Origin of the sequence: Mesorhizobium sp. M1E.F.Ca.ET.063.01.1.1 (assembly GCF_003998155.1) — a bacterium.
In the GTDB taxonomy this organism is placed as follows: Bacteria; Pseudomonadota; Alphaproteobacteria; order Rhizobiales; family Rhizobiaceae; genus Mesorhizobium.
Genome location: NZ_RZSC01000481.1, coordinates 1 through 4,619, shown reverse-complemented (window position 1 = coordinate 4,619; position 4,619 = coordinate 1). Strand labels below are relative to the sequence as shown.

Here is a 4,619-nt window from a genome sequence, read left to right as displayed (position 1 = left end):
AGATGGAACTTCGACTGGAACTCGTTGAGCATCTGCTCGAAAGGCTGCACCGCGGTTCCGAAGCCTTCGATCGCCGCGGCGCTGTCCGTTGCCGATGTCAGGCTCGCGTAGAAACAATCACCGCCGCTGAAGTCGCGCACCCAGGAGGCGCGCTGCGCCGATGCCGTCGGCGGAATTCCCGGTTTGGGCAGGTTGATGGCGACGTCCGTATTCTGAGGTTCCTTGGTGCCAGGCTGCGGCAATGGTGCCGGTTGTGCCGATGGACCCGGTGTTTCCGGTTGGCTGACCGCTTCGGGCACCTTCGGCTGGCCGGCAGGCGGCGCCTGTGCCTGGTTTTCCGCAGGCGAGGGAGCCTTCGGCTTGGGCAGCTTGGACAGCGCGTCTATGAGGTCCGAAGCGCTGGGCTTTGTCGCCGGCGGCTTTGCTTCCTGTGCCGCGGTGTTTTCCCCTTCCGCCTGGCTCGGTCCCGACGCCTTGGCCGTTGGCGGCTCGCCGGCTGGCGGCGCCGGCTTCTGATTTTCCGCTGCCTTGGGCGCGGGAGCGGGCGCCGGCAATATCTCGGTTGGCGGCTGTGCCGGTTTGGCCTCCGCGGGCTGCGGGGCTTGCGCCTGATTGTTGTTGGCCGGGCTCTCCGGCAGCGCAGGCGACGTCTTTTGAGCGGGCTCTTGGACCTCCGCTGCCGGTGGCGCCTCGGGGCCAGGGGTCGGCACGGGAGTTTCGGCAGATTGTGCCGGTTTCTGGTCGGCCGCTGCATCCGCCTGTTGTTGGACGGTTTTGTCTTCCGGTTGCGGCAGGGCGGGAGCGACAGGCTTCGCCGGCTCGATGGTGGCAGAGCTGTCAGGTTTCGTTGCTTCCGGCTGCGCCTCGGCTGGCACCGGCGGCTTAGGCTTCGAAGCATCCGCAACAGGCTTTGGCGCCGGCTTCGGCGCGAGAGGCGTGAGCTTTTCGGTCGCCGGCGGCTGAGGCGACATGACGCCGCTGAAATAGAGCCCGGCGCTCGCCACGATAGCCAACGCCGCCACCGCGCCTATGGCGATGGCCGGAGTCCTCCCAGCCTTTTTCTGCACTGCAGCCGTGGCGGCCCTCGGCGGAGCCACCGCCGGCGAAGGTCGTGGCTCCGACAAATGCGCCGGCCGCACATGCGGAACGAAGCGTTGTTCGCCGGGAACGGCCGAAGCCTGGGACCCGGCGTCCGGCGCCGCGGTCCATCCGGCGCGCGGCAGGCTCGATCGCTCGCGCGGACCAAAGGCTGCAGGCGGCGGCAACGTCGCGTCGAGATCCTCGTCGCGCGTTGCCCTGGCGATCTCGGCCATGCTGGCAGGCCGGTCTTGAGGATCCGGCTGCAGCATCGCTTCGATGAGCGCGCGGAAATCGGGGTCGATATCCGACAGATCCGGCACGGTCCGGCGCTTTTCGACGACCTCGAACTGCGAGCCGCTCATGTCGAGCGGCTTTCCGCGCAGCGCGGCGGCCAGCACCAGTCCGAGACTGTAGATATCCGACTGCTCGCTGACCTCGCCGCCGAAGAGGCCGAGCTGTTCGGGCGAGACGTAGTTGTATTTGCCGGCGAACTTTCCGCCGATCAGCGTCTCGCCGCCGACATTCGCCGAACGCGCTATGCCGAAGTCGATGATCTTGGCGCGCTCGACCCGACCGCCGGGCAGGATGATGTTGTCGGGAGAGAGATCGCGGTGGACCGCGCCGGCCTGATGCACCGCGCTCAGGCCCGAGGCGAGGCGGTGGCAGAGCCTGCGTACATCCGGCGTCGGCATCGGGCCGCGCCGCATGACGTCGAACAGCGACTGGCCGTCCACGAATTCCATCGCAAGGTAGGGGCGGCCGATCCCCGGATCGATGGTGAAGACGTGATATCGCACGACCGCGTCGTGCGACAGGTGGTTGAGGATCGACGCTTCCTTGCGGAACAGGGACAGGATCGTCTGGTCGCGGGCGAATTCGGGCAGCACGATCTTGATCGCGACATGATCGCCGGTCTGGATGTTGTGGCCGCGATAGACTTCCCCCATGCCGCCGGACGCGATGCGCTCGTCGAGTTCGTAAATACCGCTAAGCTGCGTGCCGACGCCCGCATAGGCGAGGTTCGGCGAAATCCGCGTCTTGTCGTCGTCACTCATTTCACTCGGTTCCCGTTCCGGGCCGATCCGATTGGAGCGGTCCGTTGCGCCCACCGCCGATCCTCACCAGCACGATGGTGACGTTGTCCGTTCCACCACGCTGAAGCACCGTTTCCAGCAGCTTCTCGCATGCCGCCTGCGGCGGCGCGGAGTTGACCGCCGCCTCGATTTCGGCGTCGGCGACATGCGCGGTGAGCCCGTCGGTGTTCAGGACGAAAACATCGCCGGGCATCAGCTCGCCTTGCTGGAAATCGATCTCGAGCTCATCGCTCACCCCGACGGCATGCGTGATCACGTTGCGGCGCGGCCAGGTGAGCGCTTCTTCGGCGCTGATCATGCCGCGGTCGAGAAGCTCCTGGACCTCGGTATGGTCCCGCGAAATCTGCGAGATCGTGCCGCCGCGGACCAGATAGATCCGGCTGTCGCCGGCCCACAGGCCCGCGAACCGTCCGTCCATCGCCAGAAGGGCGGCGAATGTCGAGCCGATGGTGATGCCGCGCGATCGCGCTATGCCGCGGATCTCGGCATTGGCGCGGCTCAGCCGGTCCTCGAAGCGCGCGCGAAGGTCCGGCGCAGAGCTCGCGATGCCGATCGTCGCCAGATGGTCGACTATGCTGGCCGACGCGACTTCTCCGGCCTCATGGCCACCCATTCCGTCGGCCACCACCCAAAGCCCGGTTCGCGGCTCGACGAGATAATTGTCCTCATTGTGGTCGCGCACGCAACCCTTGTGGCTTACGGCGAAGCTCTCGATGGGAAGGGCGACAGTGCTCAATTTGCCACCAAGCGCTTCGCGAGCGTCCTCTGCGACGAACCGTGGGCCGCGTGCCCAGGCCACTCTGCCACAAGCGCATACATTAGAGTACCGAAATGAAGGCTGGAGCCAGCCCGGGTCGGGAGCGATCTGGGCAACCACGACAGCGCCATCTCAAAACGCCTTCGGGCAGCTGAAGGCCGACAAGGCCGGAAGCCGGAAGGGATTGGCCCCCGACCCAATCTCCATCTTGTAGGCCACGTCGCGCCCGCCGATCACGAAGCGCGCTTCGGTGTCGCCGCCATCGCCGGTGACGGTCGCCTTGTCCAGCAGGCGCTTCAATGCCCATGGTCCCTCGAATTTGAGGGCGGACTCGCGGCCCGGCATTTCGGGTGCCAGGCTGAGGCTCGCGGACGCGGAGGCCGCGCCGTTCGGCCATGTCACCGTGCTCGGCGCGTTGCCCGCCTGGGCGCTCTCGACGGTTTGCCCGTCGATATTGAGCACCGCGCCGTCGACCTCGCTGTTCACCGAGACAGGCGTCACGGTGATCGAGATCGACGGCGCCGAACCGCCGGAAGGAAAGAAGGCGCTGCGGATCTCCGCCGCCGACTGGAACGCCTTCAAGGTCGACTTGGCGAGGTCGCGGCCGGCGCGGGCATCCTGCTTCCAGGTCCAGTCCTGGCCCGTCATGTCGATCAACGGCGCAAGGTTCTGCGCGAAGAACCGGTCCATCAGGCCGCCCGGCGCGAACAGCTTGGCGAAATCGGCGATAGAGATTTCCTCCGTGCTGTCGCTCGCAAAGGGATAGTGGCCATTGACCACCTCCTCGCAGGGGCGTGTGACCGTCTCGTCGAGCGTCTGGTTGAGGTTGGCCACCGAGGTCTCCGCGACATTGCCCTCGAACTCGTCCGCGGCCGCATTGACCATGCGCGCGAGCTGCTTCGGCAGGCGCGAGACATTGGCGCGCAGCGTCGAGATCTGCAGCTTCAGGTTCGCGTTGACCCGCTCCGTCTGCGCAGGGACGTCCGCGGCAAGCTTCACGCCCTGGTAGATATCGTGGAAATTCTGCGTCAGCGCATCGAGCGGGCGGCGTCCGGCGGAACCGCTCACCAGCGCCTGGAAGGGCCTGAACTGCGCTTCCACGGTGGCGCCGGCGTTCTGCGTGGCGGGCGAGCTTGTGCCGGCACGGCTCTGCGACTTGCCGCCGGCGATCTGCAGACCGATGCGGGCCAGGCCCTTGGCCATGCCGGCCGGATCCTGCTGAGCCGTGCCGGCGTTGTCCTCGGAAGCGGCGTTGTCGTTCGTCAATGCCGTTTCATCGGCGATCGCCGTGAACAGCCGGTCCAGCGGCGAGTCCGGCGAGGCGGCGGCCGAGAGCGCGATATATTGCGGCTTGTCCTTCAGCATCGCCTTGAATTTCAACTGGTCGAGAGCGCCGCTCCAGGCGGATGCGAATTCCTTGCCGTAGCGGTCGATGAGTTCGGGGCCGAGCTTGGGCAGGTCCTGGTCGATGCCGCCCTGCTCGCCGCCGCCGCCGAGAACCCATTGGTCGTCGACCAGCATCTGCGCGATGCGCGAGAGCTGCGGCAGGTAGAAGCGGTTGAAGCCGGCCCGGGTGTAGAGGCCGGGAACGTCAAGGTCGGAGAGCTCGCTGCCATCCATGCGTTCGAACAGAAGCTGCGCTTCCGGGCCGGCTTTCGCGGCAACGGAAAAGTCCTCGAGCCTCGCCG

The 4,619-nt window shown here is 66.7% G+C and carries 3 protein-coding genes; all 3 read right to left on the bottom strand.

Annotated features, from left to right (window positions below; translation table 11 throughout):
* On the bottom strand, positions 1 to 2,135 hold a 2,135-nt coding region (locus tag EOA29_RS25915), incomplete at its 3' end, for a serine/threonine-protein kinase (protein ID WP_145969798.1).
* Position 2,136: 1 nt separating this feature from the next.
* On the bottom strand, positions 2,137 to 2,910 hold the full coding sequence (locus EOA29_RS25910; protein WP_126095524.1) for a protein phosphatase 2C domain-containing protein: 774 nt from the start codon (positions 2,908 to 2,910) through the stop codon (positions 2,137 to 2,139).
* A gap of 153 nt (positions 2,911 to 3,063) precedes the next feature.
* On the bottom strand, positions 3,064 to 4,619 hold a 1,556-nt coding region (gene tssM / locus EOA29_RS25905), incomplete at its 5' end, for a type VI secretion system membrane subunit TssM (protein ID WP_127221806.1).